The organism is Paenibacillus shunpengii, assembly GCF_042684905.1.
In the GTDB taxonomy this organism is placed as follows: Bacteria; Bacillota; Bacilli; order Paenibacillales; family Paenibacillaceae; genus Paenibacillus; species Paenibacillus shunpengii.
Genome location: NZ_JBHUMJ010000002.1, coordinates 2,594,843 through 2,612,579 on the forward strand (window position 1 = coordinate 2,594,843; position 17,737 = coordinate 2,612,579).

Annotated in this window: 14 protein-coding genes; 2 read left to right on the forward strand and 12 right to left on the reverse strand. The window is 46.2% G+C overall.

What is annotated here, in order from left to right:
• Positions 1–7: 7 nt before the first annotated feature.
• The 6 genes from ACFSVM_RS12150 to nirB form a co-directional block, all read right to left on the reverse strand.
• Positions 8–388: a glyoxalase superfamily protein gene (locus ACFSVM_RS12150; protein WP_379262359.1), complete on the reverse strand. Its 381-nt coding sequence runs from the start codon at positions 386–388 to the stop codon at positions 8–10.
• Positions 389–644: 256 nt separating this feature from the next.
• The gene (locus ACFSVM_RS12155; RefSeq protein ID WP_379262361.1) at positions 645–1,301 is read right to left on the reverse strand and encodes a serine hydrolase domain-containing protein; all 657 of its coding nucleotides are present in this window, start codon (positions 1,299–1,301) and stop codon (positions 645–647) included.
• Positions 1,294–1,536, reverse strand: a complete 243-nt coding sequence (locus ACFSVM_RS12160) for a hypothetical protein (RefSeq protein ID WP_379262363.1) — start codon at positions 1,534–1,536, stop codon at positions 1,294–1,296. The genes ACFSVM_RS12155 and ACFSVM_RS12160 overlap by 8 nt, the downstream gene beginning before the upstream one ends.
• Before the next feature lie 222 nt (positions 1,537–1,758).
• Complete coding sequence (gene cobA / locus ACFSVM_RS12165; protein ID WP_379262365.1) at positions 1,759–2,541, reverse strand: uroporphyrinogen-III C-methyltransferase; 783 nt, start codon at positions 2,539–2,541, stop codon at positions 1,759–1,761.
• Entirely contained in the window at positions 2,538–2,852 is a 315-nt protein-coding gene (locus ACFSVM_RS12170; protein ID WP_076313696.1) for a Rieske 2Fe-2S domain-containing protein, read from the reverse strand. The genes cobA and ACFSVM_RS12170 overlap by 4 nt, the downstream gene beginning before the upstream one ends.
• 25 nt (positions 2,853–2,877) lie before the next feature.
• Positions 2,878–5,304 (reverse strand): nitrite reductase large subunit NirB, encoded by a 2,427-nt coding sequence (gene nirB, locus ACFSVM_RS12175; protein WP_090724250.1) that lies wholly within the window; start codon positions 5,302–5,304, stop codon positions 2,878–2,880.
• Between the two features lie 412 nt (positions 5,305–5,716).
• Here nirB and ACFSVM_RS12180 point away from each other — a divergent pair, with 412 nt between their 5' ends.
• Both ACFSVM_RS12180 and ACFSVM_RS12185 read left to right on the forward strand, forming a co-directional pair.
• The gene (locus tag ACFSVM_RS12180) at positions 5,717–6,304 is read left to right on the forward strand and encodes an ANTAR domain-containing response regulator (RefSeq protein WP_076313694.1); all 588 of its coding nucleotides are present in this window, start codon (positions 5,717–5,719) and stop codon (positions 6,302–6,304) included.
• Positions 6,305–6,325: 21 nt separating this feature from the next.
• Positions 6,326–7,387 carry an anthranilate phosphoribosyltransferase gene (locus ACFSVM_RS12185; protein WP_076313693.1) on the forward strand — a complete coding sequence of 354 codons (1,062 nt, stop codon included), beginning with the start codon at positions 6,326–6,328 and terminating at the stop codon, positions 7,385–7,387.
• Positions 7,388–7,521: 134 nt separating this feature from the next.
• On the opposite strand, the gene ACFSVM_RS12190 is transcribed toward ACFSVM_RS12185, so the two are convergent.
• The 6 genes from ACFSVM_RS12190 to ACFSVM_RS12215 form a co-directional block, all read right to left on the reverse strand.
• A complete protein-coding gene (locus ACFSVM_RS12190) occupies positions 7,522–10,077 on the reverse strand; it encodes a beta-mannosidase (RefSeq protein WP_379262369.1) in 2,556 nt (851 codons plus the stop codon).
• A gap of 373 nt (positions 10,078–10,450) precedes the next feature.
• Positions 10,451–12,010, reverse strand: coding sequence for an ABC transporter substrate-binding protein (locus ACFSVM_RS12195; RefSeq protein ID WP_379262371.1), 1,560 nt, complete (start codon positions 12,008–12,010; stop codon positions 10,451–10,453).
• 40 nt (positions 12,011–12,050) lie between these two features.
• Complete coding sequence (locus ACFSVM_RS12200; RefSeq protein ID WP_090724243.1) at positions 12,051–12,959, reverse strand: carbohydrate ABC transporter permease; 909 nt, start codon at positions 12,957–12,959, stop codon at positions 12,051–12,053.
• Between the two features lie 21 nt (positions 12,960–12,980).
• Complete coding sequence (locus ACFSVM_RS12205) at positions 12,981–13,919, reverse strand: ABC transporter permease (RefSeq protein ID WP_076313676.1); 939 nt, start codon at positions 13,917–13,919, stop codon at positions 12,981–12,983.
• Between the two features lie 183 nt (positions 13,920–14,102).
• The gene (locus tag ACFSVM_RS12210) at positions 14,103–15,719 is read right to left on the reverse strand and encodes a response regulator transcription factor (RefSeq protein ID WP_076313675.1); all 1,617 of its coding nucleotides are present in this window, start codon (positions 15,717–15,719) and stop codon (positions 14,103–14,105) included.
• On the reverse strand, positions 15,694–17,487 hold the full coding sequence (locus ACFSVM_RS12215) for a sensor histidine kinase (protein WP_177178691.1): 1,794 nt from the start codon (positions 17,485–17,487) through the stop codon (positions 15,694–15,696). The genes ACFSVM_RS12210 and ACFSVM_RS12215 overlap by 26 nt, the downstream gene beginning before the upstream one ends.
• Positions 17,488–17,737 lie beyond the last annotated feature (250 nt).

Consider the following 17,737-nt stretch of genomic DNA (forward strand, 5'->3'; position numbering starts at 1 on the left):
TAATCACTTACTTATCTGTGGACCCATAAAAAATAAGCCTGTTTCCAAATGGATCAATGACACAGCATTCCTCACTGCCCCAAGGCGTGCTTTCTAATCCAGGTCTGGAGAAGCGGTATTGTTTGGCTAGCAGATTTTGATGGAAATGATGAATATCATCTATTTCGATTCGAATGGCTCCTCCTGGACTGCAATCTCCATAATGCTCGCTTAAATGTATCCTAAGTCCATTCTTGGATATCTGCATATACAAGGGTAGATTCGTCTCAAAACGATGCTCCCAATCCACCTGAAACTCTAAATATTCGATATAAAACTCTCTTGCTTTCCTCTCATCGAAGATCCGTAGGATAGGAATCACTTCTCTAAACCTCATATTCATAGACATAATAGCATCTCCTTCTAGTGTGATATTTCGTTTTATTTCCTCATATTAATCACTGTCCCTTGCTGATCTCTCTTCAAATCTTCAAATACAGGTCTTTGCACGGAGCTTATATCCTCGATCAAAATATCTTCCAAGAACTTAAATTCAAGGGTTATCGAAGACCCCAATCCCCATAATCCGATCTTCTCTGCATTAATATCCGGCCGAGCTTATCTCGTATAATTGCTCCACCTGTTACGATAATTTTCATCTTCGTTTATCCCTCTCGCAGCTTCAAAATATAATTCTTATAATAATGGATAGGACTTGAAACATCATCGGTTAGATTACTTGTAAACACAGCAGCTAATTGTCTCTGTTTGTTAACAAAGATGTATTGCCCGCCCATACCCATGGCATAGAAGGTCTTATCCTCTTCACTTAAGGTATTCTTGTCTCTTAATATCCACCAATGGTAGCCGTATGACGTTTCCTCTACCGCCAGATTTCTTGTTGATTTATCAATCCACTCGGCGGGAACCAGCTGTTTCGAATTCCATTTTCCGTTATGTAAGTATAGCAGCCCGAATTTCAGCATATCCTCTGTCTTCATTGCCATGCTGAATCCACCGATCGCAATTCCGTGTGCATCCTGATACCATTTAAAATCTTCAATACCTAACGGTCCAAACAGATTCTTCTTCGCAAAATCAACTGTATTCATTTGTGTTGCCTTCTGCAATATAGCGCTTAACAGATGTGAATTACCACAGCTATACTTCATGTCATTTCCTGGCTCCGACTCAACGGGCTGTTCGAGAACAAACCTCACCCAGTTCTTGGATGGGATCATCGCTTCATTACCTGGCCATTTCAAGCCGGAGGACATCGTTAGTAAGTGTCTTATCGTTATGTTCTTCTTTGTACTATCCATGTCTTCGAAATAATGACCAATCGAAAACATCCTCGTTCTCAATATAGCCTTGCTCAATCGCGATCCCTAACAATGCGGACGTAATACTCTTGGTAACCGAATTGATTTTGAAGGGTTTCTCTTTGGCTTTCCGGTTTTTGTAATATTCAAAAATGACAGATTCACCTTTATATACAACACAGCTAACGATCTTATCTTTTCTAAGTGCTCTTTCAAGGGTGTCTAAACTACTCAATCGAACAACTCCTTTCGCTCAATCCATTAACTTAGCAAATAGTGTTTTCAGGACGAAACAAACTAAATTATAGCAATATAATGTAAATATTGTAACTCGCAATCTCATGTCCATCATTTCACACCTCTAGCATACTAAAAAAGCACACCAAGGTAGACGTAATCGCCTATCTCTTGGCATGCTCTTCAAAATGATGGTTTATAAACTACCATAACTATTCCCTTATCCAATCTGCTCCATTCGAGCAGGCAGCTGCTGCTGTAACTGCAGCAGCTCCTCTCTCACCTTCACAACCTCACCAATAATAATGAGAGCCGGATTCTCAATCGCATTGATCTTGGCAGTCTCCTCGAGCTGATCCAAAGTTGTAACCATGATTCGCTCCTGCTCCGTGGTCCCTCTCTCAATGATAGCAACCGGTGTATCCACTTTTTTTCCGGATGCGATCAGCTCAGTGCGAATAGTTGAGATATGACTCACTCCCATATATATAACCAAGGTGTCCACATACATGGCAAGCTTGCCTATCTCCTGCTGATCTCCACCCTCTTCCTTTCGGCTTGCCGTTATGCAGGCGAACGAAACCGCTGCACCACGGTGCGTAAGTGGAATAAGAGCGGAGCTGCCGGCTCCAATCGCGGAAGTAACTCCAGGAATGACTTCATAAGCAATTCCTCGTTCAGCCAGAGCAAGCGCCTCTTCGCCTCCTCGGCCGAAGACGAATGGATCTCCACCCTTCAATCTGACGACATGATGGCCTGCTGCTGCGTATTCGATAAGCTTCTGCTGTATCTTTTGCTGAGTCATGGCATGAACGCCAGGCGCTTTGCCGCAGTAGATTCTCCTTGCCTCAGGCCGCGCATAGCTGAGAATCTCTTCGTTCACCAGACGATCATACAGAATAATATCTGCCTTCTCCATACACCGAAGTGCCTTCAATGTGAGCAGCTCAGGGTCTCCAGGACCTGCACCAACTATGCTTACATATCCGCTGTTCTTCTTCATAACGTTACATAAACGGCACCGCTCGCCGGATCTATTTCGAGCGCATAGGCATCAACCTTGCCCTCATCCGGTGCTTGAACCTCTCCGCTGCAGAGATGGACTTTCCAGTCATGAAGCGGGCAGTGCACATTACTGCCGCATACCATCCCTTCCGAGAGCTTCCCTCCCTTGTGGGGACAACGATTCTCGAGCGCCTTAATGGTACCGTCACTCAGCTTGAACAGAGCAACCTCGGTGTTCTCAATCATCACAACTCTTGTTCCTAGGACATCAATATCGGATTCGTATGCTACCAAATATTTATGACTCATGGCTTATGTCTCCCCCTATTTATCCCTATTCATGTGAGAGCTGATAACGATTCAGCGGCTCGAAGTTCTTCCGAAGCTCTTTGTTCTGAGCGATCTCTTTCCATGGATCTACCGTTTTTGCCAATGTCTCATTGATCCGAGACACAAGCTCAGTTCTATACTGTGCATCAGCTAGTGCTTCCTTGATAGATTCGAGGCCAACTTTTTCGATCCAATCTGAAGTACGCACACCCCAGCTCGCTTGTTCTCTATAATATTGAAGGAATGCAGCAGACCATTCGACGACTTCATCCTCTGTTTTCACTGTGCATAACAGCTCTCCGGCTCTAACCTTAATCCCGCCGTTACCTCCAACATAGATCTCCCATGCTCCATCCAGTGCGACCACACCCACGTCTTTAATTACGGATTCGGCACAGTTACGAGGACAACCGGATACCGCCATTTTCACTTTATGCGGAGCATTTAATCCTTCGAATGTCTTTTCAAGCCGGATGCCCATCGCGATGGAGTCCTTCGTTCCAAATCGACAGAAGGTTGATCCCACACAGGTCTTGACCGTGCGGAGTGTTTTGCCATAAGCATGACCAGAAGGCATATCGAGATCCTCCCACATGCTAGGCAAATCTTCTTTCTTGACACCAAGCAGATCGAGACGCTGTCCACCAGTGAATTTCACCATAGGTACATCATATTTTTCCGCAACCTCAGCAATCCGCTTCAGTTCACCCGGAGAAGTAACACCGCCATATATCCGTGGTACTACTGAGAACGTTCCATCCTTTTGAATGTTCGCATGATAACGCTCGTTCGTGAAACGGGACTCCTTCTGGTCTACATATTCAGACGGCCATAGCATGCCAAGATAATAGTTCAGTGCGGGTCTGCATTTGGTACAGCCTTCCGGCTCATTCCAGCCCATGACGTTCATGACTTCCTTCACATTCTTCAGACCCATTTCCTTAATACCTGCAATGATCTCCTCACGATCAAGTGTTGTACAGGAACAGATCCCTTCCTTCATTCCTGTCTTCGCTGCATCCCCTGCATAAGCGGTAATCAGCTGTTCAACGATCGGTTTACAGCCGCCGCATGAAGCTGATGCTTTGGTACAGCCCTTGACTTCAGCAACACTATGACAGCCCTGACCAATGGCATCAACGACAGTCTGCTTCGTAACGCCGTTACAGCCGCAGACGATTTCGTCCATGGGCATATCCATGATTTTGGCACCTGCAGAGGCCGTATCCAGCTTCATTCCAAGAAGCAGCTCTTTCTCTCGTCCCGCAATCGACTCCCCGCTGCGGATAAGCGAGAACAAGGAAGCTCCATCATTTGTATCTCCGAACAATACGGCTCCAACCAGCTGATCACCGCGGAGCACGATTTTTTTGTAAACACCGTCGATATCATCTTGGTAACGCAAGGAACGGGTATCCTCTGCATCCAGATAATCACCTGCCGAGAATACATCGACACCGGACACCTTCAGCTTCGTCGAAGTAACGGAGCCGTGATAACCCTGGTGCTCCACATTCGCCAAATGTTTAGCCAGCACATTCCCTTGCTCATAAAGGGGTGCTACCAACCCATAAGTAATTCCATTGTGCTCTGCACATTCACCTACCGCATATACCCCCGGTATACTGGTTTCCATACTGTCGTTTACGATGATTCCACGTTTCACCGCAAGTCCGGCACTCTTAGCAAGTGTTACATTGGGCAGAATGCCGACAGCCATGACAACCAGGTCAGCAGCCAGCTTCTCCCCATCCCGGAATTTGAGCCCACTTACACGCCTCCGTCCGACTAGCTCTGCCGTTTGCTTATTCAGTAAGAACTTCATACCCTGCCCTTCAAGCTCCTTGCGCAGCATGGTTGATGCTGGAATGTCGAGCTGTCGGTTCATTAGATACTCACTGTTATGAATGACCGTCACATCCATGCCCAAATTCAGGAGACCACGCGCCGCTTCTAGGCCCAGCAATCCTCCCCCGATGACGGCCGCCTTCTTATAATTAGCGGAAGCTTCGAACATCGTTTCACAGTCCTTCACATCTCGGAAGCCGATAACGCCTTCTTTATCCGCGCCGGGCAGAGGGAGTATAAATGCTTTAGATCCTGTTGCAAAAATCAACTGATCATATGGCGCCTCTACTCCTGATGCGGAAGTGACCGTCTTCTTCATTGTATTGACTTCAATAACAGGATCCCCTGTATATAAGCGAATATGATGCTCCTCATACCAAGACCATTCATTTATGATAATGTCATCTACTGACGTTCCACCCGCGAGTACCGAAGACAACATGATTCTATTGTAATTTGGGTAAGGCTCCTCCCCGAAAACGGTTATTTCGTATTTCTCCGGTGCAAGCTTGAGCAGATGCTCAATGGTTCGAATACCAGCCATCCCGTTACCGATAAGTACTAATTTGCTGCGTTCAGACATATTGTACCTCTCCCTTCCGAAATCCCTCTCTTTATGAACAAAAAAAGCCTGCCGCGCTATCAACAGAGAACACAGTTGTTCCCTGGATCAAACGAGGTCAGGCTTCGTTGCCATTCCTAGACGAATACGCCATTGTATTCGAAGACGTTTATGAATTTGATGTTATTACTATAATTTGTTTTTTATTTTATGTCAATATACTTTACGCAGTGATCCATGTTACATTAATATCTATGTATAATAAACTGATTTGACGTGAGGTTTTCTCACAAATTTAATAATAACAGTGTGTTTTTTCACAAAATAAGGATTGCTTTTTGGAAACAAACGAGAGAAAATGAACAAAATGATGAAACGGAACCAATCCATGGCATTATGATTTTTCAACAAATAAGGAGGTGCCCAGGCTTCCATGCGTTCTTTATTACTTGTAGAAACCCATGTCCAAGATGCCGGCCTGACACAAGAGCATACTCGCCCCCAATCCCTGCTGGAGTCCAGTGGTTATCTTGTTCTCGCTGCGGGTAATGAAGCCGACATCCACGCGCATATATCCAAGGCAGACGCCGCCATCTTGCACCTGCCTGTGTACGAGATTCAGTCGTGGAGCGAGAAGCTGATTCAGATCAAGCCTCTGCCTCTCTTGTGGTGGTGCAGTCCGGATGCAGCTAGTGCTTCTATCACTTCCTGTGAAGTCGAGGCACCCATTGATGGAATATTGACTCCTGCCATGAAGGAGCATGAGCTTGATTGGACGCTGCACTTTAGTGAGAAACGTTTTTTCGAAAGACAGGAATGGGCCAGTGAACGCAAACAGCTGCTCGCCAGGATCGAGGATCGTAAATGGATTGACATGGCTAAAGGTATTCTTAGTGATATTAATCGTATTAGTGAATCCGAGGCTTACGACCTTCTCCGCAAAAAGGCGATGAATGAACGAAAACGGATCGTAGACGTCGCTGTCTCCATCGTCAAGGCCCATCAAATGCTCAAAGCTTAAGCATCGTAAGGAGGTAACCCTATGAATATGAACCATTTTCTTAAGGAAGTGGGCAGAGGTAAAAGAGGCTCTCGTGATTTGACCTACGAGGAAGCCGCTAGGTGTGCAGAGCTAATCTTGTCACAAACGGCAACGCCTGTTCAGATCGGTGCTTTCCTTGCATCAGCAAGACTCAAAATGGAAAGCACGGATGAATTAAAAGCATTTGTTGACATTTGCCGTAAATATGCTGATCGCAGCTATGCTCATGAAGGCATTGATTTTGCCGGGCCATATGATGGACGCAGTAATTCTTATTACGCCTCACTAGCGACCGCGTTTGTCGTTGCAGCTGCCGGTGTCAAAGTAACACTACATGGCTCCGAGCCTCTTCCTCCCAAATGGGGAGTAACCTATCCGGTATTGTTCAGAGCACTCGGTATCAACACAGATACCGCTGATGACGCCAGCTGCCAGCAGGCAGCGGAAGCGAGCGGCGTACGCTTCGTACAAGCAGAACGATACAGCGGTAGGCTGAGCGGGCTTCGTCAGCTCCGTGAGGAAATGGGGCTGCGCACCATCTTTAATACTGCAGAGAAGCTGATTGATTACAGCCACTCTCCTTATCTGGTGTTTGGTATTTTTCATAATACCGTGTTTGAGAAAACAGCCAAGCTGTTGACGGATTTGAACTATCGAAGGGCTATGATCATTCAAGGATCGGAAGGCTCCGAAGACTTGCATATCCACAGGCCAACCCGGACCTATCTTGCGCAGAATGGTCAGACCACACTGCTCGTGCTTGATCCCGAAATGTATGATATTGATTCTTATGTTCCTGATATAAAATGGACCGCAGCCAAGCAGGCTGAAGTCACGCTCGAAGTTCTGCAAGGCAAAGGGATGATGCCGTTTATGAATCAAGTCATCTTTAATGCAGGTGTCCGGTTATATATCGCAGAGCATGCACCTTCGATCGAGGAAGGTATTTATATCAGCAAATCTCTACTTGAGAATGGAGACGCCTGGAATACTTATCAGTTGTTCCGTGAGCATATCACCCCGAACCCGGAGCCGGCAAGTGTCGTGACGGAGTTGAAATGAATCCTTGTGAAGTAAACCGTATAACAAACAAGCCCTCTCTCCTAATCATTGGAGGAAGGGCTTGTTTATGTGTGCAGCGTGTTATTCTGAGCTTTCAGTAATGAGTTACATCAGCTGCCGCTTCATCCATAAAATTAATGAATACGACTCGTCTGCTTCACTTGAGTAGCTGATGCCTCGTTAAGTGCACTGACTCTAAGCTCTGACCAAGGCAAATTTTCTCCATAACGATGTGTGATCGTTACAACTTTCTGCTCACCAGGAAGCAGATCAAAGTAGTTGTCACTGAATTTGACATTTCCCTTAGGCAGGTCCAGCTTGACAAATCGAGCCATATGGTCCACAGCCGTTATCGTTACCGTGCTATTCATCTCATCTACCTGAACGTGAAGATGAGTCTTCTCCAGACTTAGATCCTTCGGGTCTCTTAAGTAATAGCGATTGGCAGGGACTTGCAGCGAGCTGGATGACAACTCAATCATAACTTCACTAGGACCGAATCCTTGCAGGATATCTGCTTCATCAAGCACAGCATACACCTTCGACGAGATTGGATCTGCTTGTGCCTCATAGGAAGCCGCATATATGATCTCTCCATCAAAAGTATATACCTTCAGGTCAATTACTCCACTCACGGACTTCGGCGTATCATTGACAAGCCATAAACGAAGCGGTTCACCAGCTTCATATTCAAGGGATAAGAGCAAAGGATGAAAGAATCGTTTCCCGTAGTAGTAAGAGGCCTTAGGCAGAAGCTCATAATCAATCATCGCCCAGCTTGTTCCCGGCCAGCTGTCATTTAACTGCCAGACCAGCGCACCACTATTACGGTCATTATTTCGTCTGAAGTGCTCTATGCCATACTTCAATCCTTCCGCCTGTGTGAGCATAGAGAAATTCATGTACTCTTCAATATCGGACGGAATGCCTGTATAGCCTTCCATTAACAATATCCCCTTCTGATGATTGGTGTCCTTGTTCCGGTAAGCCATTTCCTGGCTTCCCCAATAGAACTCGCCTGGGGGCATATTTTTCTCAAGTGTATAGCGATTAGCTGAGGCATGCATGCCAAATTCACTGCTAAACAGCGCATAATCTTGCTTATAATTCTTGAAGGTTACCCCTTGAATGCTGTAATCCAGCACGGGCTCTTCTCCATGCTTTCTTGGATAGACTGAGCCGTGCCAGACCTGCCAATTGTGCCGATCTCCTGTAGCGGGATCATTCGCATCCTGTCCTGACTCAGCGCCATAAGGTGATGAAGGCCAGTACGGACGGGAAGGGTCCAGCTCTTCAAGCAATTCAGGAATCAGCTCATGATAGATGCTCTCCCCGTAGAATGGACTCCGGATATCACCACTTGACGTCTTCATGTCATAGAGCCAATCAATCTCATTATTTCCACACCACAATGCAAGAGATGGGTGATTCCGCAGACGCAGCACATTATCTACCACTTCGCGTCTCACATTATCCATGAAATCCCGGTTAAAATCAGGGAATAGCGCATTTGCAAAAGCGAAATCCTGCCATACGAGGATGCCTCTGCGGTCACACGCCTCATAGAAAACGTCCTTCTCATAAATGCCGCCTGCCCATACACGCAGCATGTTCATCTGACCCTCTGCCGCGAGATCAACCAGATCGCAGTACTTCTGATCCGGGATCGATCCGATCAGATGATCGGCAGGAATCCAGTTGGCACCTTTGGCATAGACTTTGACGCCATTTAGTATAAATGCGAACGAATTTCTATCCTGCGAGTCCTTCAGCGCCAGCTCGAGTGTCCGAATACCCAAGGCTTCTTCATAAGTATCAAGCAAGTCATCGCCCTCATACAGCTTGACCTCAATTCTGTACAAATACGGCTCTCCCAAATCATGCGTCCACCAGAGCTTAGGCGCAGGAATTTCAAGCTTAAAGTCTGCACCCGCTTGTTCGACTGGAAGCTCAGCTGCAGCAGCGATCCTTCCATCATGCTCTACAATATTTATAGAAAGGCGATAATCCGCCTGCTTTACATATCTTTTAATAGCAGCGCTCACATGAACCTCTGCCTTTGCTTCCGATAGAGCTGCGGTCACTGACGCGATATGTTCAATCTTGGCATGGCGGTATTGCTTCACATGGACTTTACCCCACACACCGACAGTGACCATGCGGGGACCCCAATCCCAGCCAAAGTTCATGGCTGCCTTCCGAATCCATGGACGCTCTTTGGTATAGGAAGACCAATCAAATAACTCCTTGTCCTTATGATGCAGCGACAGCGGATCAAACTTGATTGCTACTGAATTCCACCCCTTACGGGCAATTCGGGTTATGTCAAACTGATGCGACATCAGCATATTGTCCGTCTTGCCAATCTCATGTCCATTCACATAGATGGTCGCGAACGTATCCAGACCTGCAAATTGAAGCTCGGTCTTCTCTCCGGCCTCACTGACCTGATCCAAGGTGAACGTTGTACGGTACCACCATTCTTTTTGCTCAATCCACCGGCTCTTGATGTCATTATGACCGTAATACGGCGGATCAATAATCCCCCGTTCCACTAAAGCCGTATGAACATCTCCCGGTACACTCGCCCCGATCCAGAATCGATCATCGAATCCTGGTGCGGCAAGCTCAAGCGGATTCTTCTCCCCAACGTCAAAATGCATCAGCTTCCATATACCTGACAGTTCCATCTCCAGTATGCCACTCCTCTTATTTAATTGTATGTACCTATTCGACTAGGGAATTTTCAACTCCATCTGTAAGTGTACAACGCTGCCTACTATAATGGAAGCGTTAACAGCAAAATGGTTATGAACGACTATAGCCATGCATTCAAATTAGCAGCAAATGCGGGTGATGAAAAGGAAAGTCCATATCGAAACCAACAATTCTGAATCAACAGGTAAGCAATAAAAATGAGACAATATATTCGAAACAATAAAGTAGCCAAATACTCCCATCACGGTAGAAGTAGTGTTTTAGAGTTCTACTGTCTACTATGATGGGAGCATATCGGATCGGATGCTATTCTCTATAACAATCTGCTCTAATTACATTACGATTCTATTTCTTGGCCAAAAATGCATCAAGCTGCTTCTGCTTCTCCGCTATGATCTTATCAATACCCGCTGCCTTCAGCTTCTCTGCATATTTTGGAATCATTTCATTTGGATCTACGGCACCGGAGGTCAGTGCTGGCTTAAACTGCTTGTTAACATTATTAACAGCAGCAATCTCGTTCTTGACCGGCTGGCTGTTGAACGTGAATCCAAGCGCAGGCGATTTCACACCTCTGGCATTAAAGTCTTTAAATTTATCCCATTTCTCTGGATCTTCATTATCCCACAAGTAGTTTAGGAATTGATTGCCAAGCTGCCACTGAGCACCCGGGTTATAAGTCCGGTTATTCGGATCGGTTCCTTCAGGAAGACTGATGATGCTGTCACTGCCTTCTTTTTTCACATAATGTGTGCCTTCAATTCCAAAGTTAAGCAAATTATTGACAACCGGGTCGGAGTGCAGCAGGTTAATGACCTGCATGGCCTTCTCCGGATTCTCAGAAGTACGGGAGATGGCTAGCATGGCTCCTGAGGTATCACCTGTCGTTATGGTCGGCTGCGTCATCTCAATCTGAGTGAGCGGGAATCCGACATAGCTCTCTTCTTCCTTGTCCTTGCCCGGCTTCATCCCGTCCGTCCACATAAACACTTTACCTGCCTTGGCCTGATCCTTAGGGAAGACGGTTGAGGTTGCTGCATCACTATTAATGTAGCCGGCCTCATACCATTTGCGGGCAAGCGCAGCCGCTTCCTTGAATTCCGGTGTCTCCACCTCATTCAGCACTGTAGTTTCGGAACCCATCTTACGTATAACACCCGGAACAGAGGCGTCGCCGAGATAGTCCCAATCCAGGTTATCGAGCAGACCATTTCCTGTAGAGTTGGACATGTAGAATGGAGTCACGCCCGGTTCATTCTCTTTGATGGTCTTGAGCAGCGGTTCCAGATCTGCCCAAGTCTTCACATTGGTTATATCCAATTTGTACTTCTCCAGCAGATCCTTTCTGACGAGGACACCACGGGTCGCTGCCAGCTCCTTGTTACTCGGTACGCCATAATTCTTTCCATCGACCTGGGAGCCTTCGAGGAAGGCAGGATCCAAATTCTTGACAATTTCCTGTCCATGAGATTCCAGCAGATCATTCAGCGGCAGGAACGCGCTCTTCGCCACGTTGACTGTGTAATTCTGCCAGGCTGCCGTAAAGATAATATCCGATTTCTCCCCCGACGAGATCATGAGGTTCAGCTTGTTATCCCATTGACCCCAATCGATGGCATTAATCTTCAGCGTTGCGCCAATCTTTGGCTCCATATACTTATTGATCTCCGCTTCTACAAGTGCAACATCCTTCTGCGGAGTTCCCGGATAGAACAGGGAGACTTCATAAGGCTTCTCCGTTTTACCACCTGAATCTGTACCTCCGCTCGTTCCTGTATTACTGCTCGCAGGCTCCGCTTCTCCTCCTCCGCAAGCACTCAGCACCATGACGAAGGTTAGAATTGCAGCGAGGAATAAAGGCTTCCTCCTTGCACGTGTCCCCCGAGCCTTTCTCTGTTGATTCATCTGCATAGACCTCCCAATAATGATTTATGAAAACATAAAATCAGCCTTTTACAGCTCCTACGGTCAGACCCTTGATGAAATAACGCTGGAAGAACGGATAGGCGAGCACAATCGGTCCAATCCCTACGACCGCCATAGCCATCTGCAGCGTTTTGTTCGGCAGATCCAGCATTCCGCCTTGTGAAGATATCTGCGAAGCAACGTTAGAGTTGCTCGTTAAATACTGGATATCCAGCAAGGTGCGGTACATTAAATACTGCAGACTGATCGTTTTGTTATCCGAAATAAAGATCATACTCAGATACCAGTCGTTCCAATAATTCAGCGTACTGAACAGCGCTACCGTAGCAAGTACGGGAAGTGATAACGGCAGCACAATTCTGATAAATGTCCGCAGCTCTCCGGCTCCATCCACTCTCGCAGATTCAAGAATCGAGACAGGTATGGAATTGGCGAAGAAGGTCCGCATGACGAGTACAAAAAATGGAGACATCAGCATCGGCATGATCAGAACCCATAACGTATTTTTCAGATCAAGCAGATTGACATAAACGAGATACCAAGGTACCAATCCGCCGTTAAACAGCATGGTGAAGAAGATGAAGAAGGCGAAAAATCCTTTGTACGGCAGGTCCCGCCTCGACAGCGGATACGCATAAAATGCGGTCAACGCTACACTGATGACGGTTCCAACAACGGTTACGAAGATGGATACGCCGTAAGAGCGAACGATCTGCTCCATATCTTTGAACAAGAAATCGTAAGCGCTTATACTAAACTGCTCGGGAATGAACTTGTATCCGTTTGCGATGACTGTTGTCTCATCTGAGAGGGAAATAGACAGCACAAGCACAAGCGGCAGAATACATATAGCGGCATAGAAGATAAAAAAGGCATGAATGACAACCTTCGATTTGCCCGATATATGCAGCGGTTTACGGGAACTCATATCAGGAACTCTCCTCCTTGACTAGAATAGTGCGTTATCTTTATCGATCCTGCGGACGATGGAATTGGACACCAATACAAGCACAAATCCAACTACAGCCTGATACAAACCTGCAGCTGACGACATGCCGATGTCTCCACCAATCAGGAACGTACGGTACACATACGTATCAAGCACGTTAGTGACCGGGAACAGCGCACCGGATTCAAGCGGTACCTGATAGAACAGCCCGAAATCTGCATAGAAAATACGTCCGATCTGAAGCAGTGTCATAACAATCATTAACGGATAGAGGAACGGCACGGTTATATACCATACCTGACTCCATTTCCCCGCTCCATCCAGTACAGCAGCCTCATAATACTCTTCATCAATGCCAATGACCGCAGCCAAATAAATAACCACATAATAGCCAATGTTCTTCCAGGTATTGACGAAAGGCAGAATGTAAGGCCAATATTCCGTCTCCGTATACCAATCAATTGGCTCCTTGCCGAATAACGGCAGGAAGCTGGTGTTCATAAATCCTGAATCTTTGCCCAGGAAGGCAAGCACCAGATAACTTACGACGATCATGGACAGGAAGTAAGGAAGCAGCATCACGGATTGATAGAACTTGGATGAGAATCTCCCCTTTACTTCACTGAGCAAGATCGCCAGGCCTGCACCAAGCACCAGATTGAGTAGAATGAATACGACGTTGTAGGCCAGTGTATTGCGTGTAATCTCCCATGCGTCAGAGGTACCGAACAAGTACTTGAAATTGTCCAGCCCCGCCCACGGACTCCCCATAATTCCATCCGCGTAGTTCACATTCTTGAAAGCTATGACAACCCCAAACATCGGCAAATAATTGTTGATCAGCAAAAATACGACACCCGGCAAAAACATAAGGTACAGCACCTTGTATTTCTTAAGGTTGTACAGTATGGTTCTTTTTTTCTTTACTGTGTGTGGCATAGCTTTACCTTCGACTCCCCCTTCTCATAAGCTTCACAGCCCCTCCTACTGCAGCGGTAGCTTTATTATAAGAAGGTGTCGGGCCTGCCGAATATCACGTCTCGTAACCCCAGGTATGTGTTTTCATGACATCCGTCATTTATGCAAAAAGAACGACCGTTCTTAAACGACCGTCCTTTGTGTTTATTGCCTTTCTATCCGCTGACTGTACTCTCTTCGATACTGCTGGGGAGTCATACCTGTATGCTTCTTAAACATCTTCGTGAAATGTTGATAATTGTAATACCCGACTTTACTTGCAATATCGGTTACTGTCGACAGGGTTGTACAGAGCAGCTCCTTCGCCTTTGCAATCCTCGCCTGCGCAATATAATCCGAAATGGACAAGCCTTTTTCTTTTTTGAAAAGCCTTGATAAATAAGCCGGATGCAGCTCTGCAAACTCAGCCAGCTCCTCCCTGCCCAAGTCCTGATCAAGCCTTCCATTAATATACAGACAGACCTTCTCAATCGCAGAATACGTATCCTCCCCTTCTGGATGGAGAAGTGCAAATGCACGTGTAATTAACTGATGCGCCCAATCTCTGAGCGTTTGGATCGAGCGTGTCACTTCTCTCTCCATAGGCTCATCTCCTGAGTATAAGCTGTGTAGAGCAATACCGTTCTTGTGCAGAAGCGAAATGATGGTGTGAAGCAGCGCGTGATAAAATGACTCCAGCAGCTCAGCGGTGAGCGAGCTCTGTTGCTGCATCCAGTCAATGAGCTCATCTGTCTTTTGCAGTACTTCTTTGATTTTTCCGGTTGCCAGCAGCACGGCGATATCTTCGATCCAAGGCAGAGGCACCAGTTCCTTCACATCTGTATGTCCTGCGCGGTCTGAGCGGAGATAATAAACATCCTCACTTCCTGCGATATGGTGCCGATGCTCCTGCATCAGCATCTTATAAGCATCGGGAAGCTTCCATATGCTTGTATAATTTCCGATACAGCATGAGATCCGGGCCGAGAGATATGTACTGCATCGGGCAATATAATCTTTGCAATGATCCAGTATTTGATGGGCAGGAAGCGGCTCCTGGAGCAGGATAAGGACATATCCCCTTTGATCTAGAATGACATGTCCCGCTGCACCGCTGAGCACAATCTCCTCTGCCGCATTGCAGAGCCCGAACTCCAGGATATCCAGGTCCTTGGCCGGGAATATTCTGAGCCACTCCTCGACTTTGAATAGAATTGGCAGTATGCTCGCACTTCCCTCAACATCTGCGTGATAGATCAGCTTCAGCTCATGAAACTGAGATTCTGTGAGCGGAGAACGGCCCGAATATAGATCCTTCCAGAATTTAGTGATTCGCTTCGTACTCCAGAATCTCTCTTCATTTAGATAATCCCTATACTGTTCTTTTAATCGAGCAAATTCATCGTCAAGACTCTTTTTTTCCATAGCACGCTTTACGGTATGGATCAGATCAGCGGATTGAATCGGCTTTAGCAAATAATCGAAGCTGTGCATCTGAATTGCCTTCTGCGCGTAAGAGAATTCAGCATGCCCTGTTAAAAAGATGGTCTCCAGCTGCGGCACTTGCTCCCGGACCCAGCTTTGGAGTGACAGCCCATCCTCCTCCGGCATTTCAATGTCACAGATCATGATATCGATCTTCTCTTGTATGAGAACCTCTCTTGCTTCGTCAGCCGACATCGCCGTATAACACCTGTCAAATCCGATATCACTCCAATCCACGGCATGCTTCATGGCTTCCAGCGCGTAATATTCATCATCCACGATGAGCAAGCTGTACATCCTTATTCTCCTCTCTCACGTTGCTGCTCTCTGTATAGTTAATCGTCAAGTATACTAAGGCGCCGCCATCAGGGCCGTTCTCAAACTGTATCCGAGGCTCGAATCCCTTGACTTTCTCAAGCCGATGCTTGACATTCCATATTCCAATGCTTCGTCCGGTTGCTTCTTCAGGATGCAGCTCTCCCTGCTGAAGCCTTACGAGTACGTCCTCGGAGAAACCCGTGCCGTTATCCTGAATTCGTATGGTCAGCTGCTGTTCATCGGGGACATAATCAAGCATAATATCCAAATGTAGTATGCTCCTCCCTTTTCGGAAGCCATGGACAATTGAATTCTCTACAAAAGGCTGTATGGTGAGCGGTGGAATCAGCATTTCTTCAATATCCGGATTCATGGTCAGCCCATATTGCAGACGTTCAGGAAAACGCAGCTTTTGAATTTCGAGATAATTTTTAATATGCAGGATTTCATCCTTGATCGTAATCAGGCTTCGATCCGCCTGCATACTGAAGCGAAAATAGCCGGCAAGATGCTCCGCCATCTTCTGAACGAGCTCATGCTTGTGAAGTGCGGCAAGACTATGAATAATGTGAAGTGAATTGAGATAAAAATGCGGATTAATCTGCATTTGAAGCTGCTTGAGCTCAGCCTCCTGTACACGAAGCTGCTCCTCGTACATGCTTATCTTCAGCTGCTGGACTTCTTCGGTCATTTGGTTAAACGTATCTGTTACAAAAGTAAATTCAGGCGAAGAGGATGGTCTTAGCTTCACACTCAGATCGCCCCTGCTGACCTTTCTCATTCCGGTTATCAGTGTATTCATCGGTTTAAACAACACCTGTCTCAAGAAGAACAATACAGAGACAAGCAGTAGAACAGCCACGACTGGGATAAACCGGATAATCTGCTGAAATACAGGCAGGTTCCGTACAATGCTCGCTTCGGGCAGCATGACAACATAATGAATGGCTCCGTCATGTGCGGGAACGTCAATTAGTAAATATCGTTCTTCGCGTTCAGAATCACCTACGATTTCGTAGAGCGAATCCTCTTCTGACTTCTCTAATTGAAATGCGGACGCAAGCTTCACCACATTGTCAGGCACCACTGTGCCGGAGAGCGCCTCCCCTTCTCCTGATAAAATAACCGATCCTCCGCCTTCGCCCCAATCCGCACGGTGTATACGCTCATTTAAGCTGTTGATCGGCACCCAGGCCCCAGCGATGAATTGCTCGTTAATACGCACCGTTTTTACGAGATGATAGGTTCCCTTGGTCTGAACAATTTCCCATTTATGTGTCGGGACTTCTGCGTCTACCGAAGCAGCTGCAGGCATAATGGCTGAGAGAGCATTTATTTTCTCATCATACCCCCGCTGTGTAGCTAGCAGCGTATCCTTATGAACGGTATCATACAGAAACAAGCCGTCCAGGAGATCATAGAACCCGAGATCTGTCCTGAATTTATTTACGATCCTCTGCTTAGCAATCGTGTAGTCACCACTGCCATAGGGCAGAAAAAACAACGAAATGATATCTGGATCCTGTTCCCCCAAACTATATAAGTAGCGATTGGTTTCTTTAAGGATGCGCTCGTTCTCTTCGACATTTTTGAGGACATAGTTTCGGTTTGTCAGAGATACCTGGTCGCGAACCACACTCATCGCATACACATTGTTAAAGTATAGAAACAGCACGAGCGGAGCCATAATCAAGCAAAAGCCGGTGATAAATTTAAAACGCAAGGATGATCTTGAACGGAGTTTCATCTGCTGCACTCTCCACTTTCTATAACGAATGAAAACGTTATCAACTATAGCATCTTCTCTAATTCGCTGGAATAATAAGGAATCCTTTTTCCTGTTCATCATAATTTAAGGAAAATTATGAATGAATTTCAATTGTCAATCATTCCAAGCGCATTGTCATGAAGGTTACATAACAAGTTATAGAATTACAATTTATGTGATATGAATCACAATATATTCTCTTCACTTTCATTATGATAATGACATAAAT